At 60.5% G+C, this 435-nt stretch carries 1 protein-coding gene; it reads right to left on the bottom strand.

The features are described 5' to 3' along the window. Window positions 1-20 precede the first annotated feature (20 nt). Window positions 21-435: integrase core domain-containing protein (locus KDM89_RS19865; RefSeq protein ID WP_212689614.1), on the bottom strand; the 415-nt coding region annotated here is incomplete at its 5' end.

Here is a 435-nt window from a genome sequence, read left to right as displayed (position 1 = left end):
CCCAGCGATTCCTGCTCAACTTAGGCTGCTAAAGCAAATGCCTCAGCGGGTGTTTTCATCCCCAGCGCCTGATGTGGACGCTGGTTGTTGTAGAACCCGATCCAGCCGGCGATGACCCGGCTGGCGTGCTGCAAACTCTCGAAGCGATGGCGGTGCACGCATTGCTCCTTCAGCGTTCGGATGACCCGTTCCACCATGCCGTTCTGCTCTGGGCAATGCGGCGTGATGAACTCCTGCCTCAAGCCATAGCTGCGAACCAACCTGGTGTAGCTGCGGCTGGTGAAAACCAAGCCGTTATCCGACCGCAGCAAGAACGGTGCCTCAACCCTGCCCAAGGTGCCATAGCGGGCAATGAGCGCCTGCTCCAGGGCCGCCTCGGCCGTTTTAGCCTTGCCCGAGCGGGACAGATGCCAGCCCAGTAATTCTCGGGTATGG

This window comes from Cognatundibacterium luofuense (genome assembly GCF_018139685.1).
In the GTDB taxonomy this organism is placed as follows: Bacteria; Pseudomonadota; Gammaproteobacteria; order Burkholderiales; family Burkholderiaceae_D; genus Undibacterium; species Undibacterium luofuense.
The sequence above is the reverse complement of the archived record's forward strand: the minus strand, read 5'-3'. Positions and strand labels throughout refer to the sequence as shown.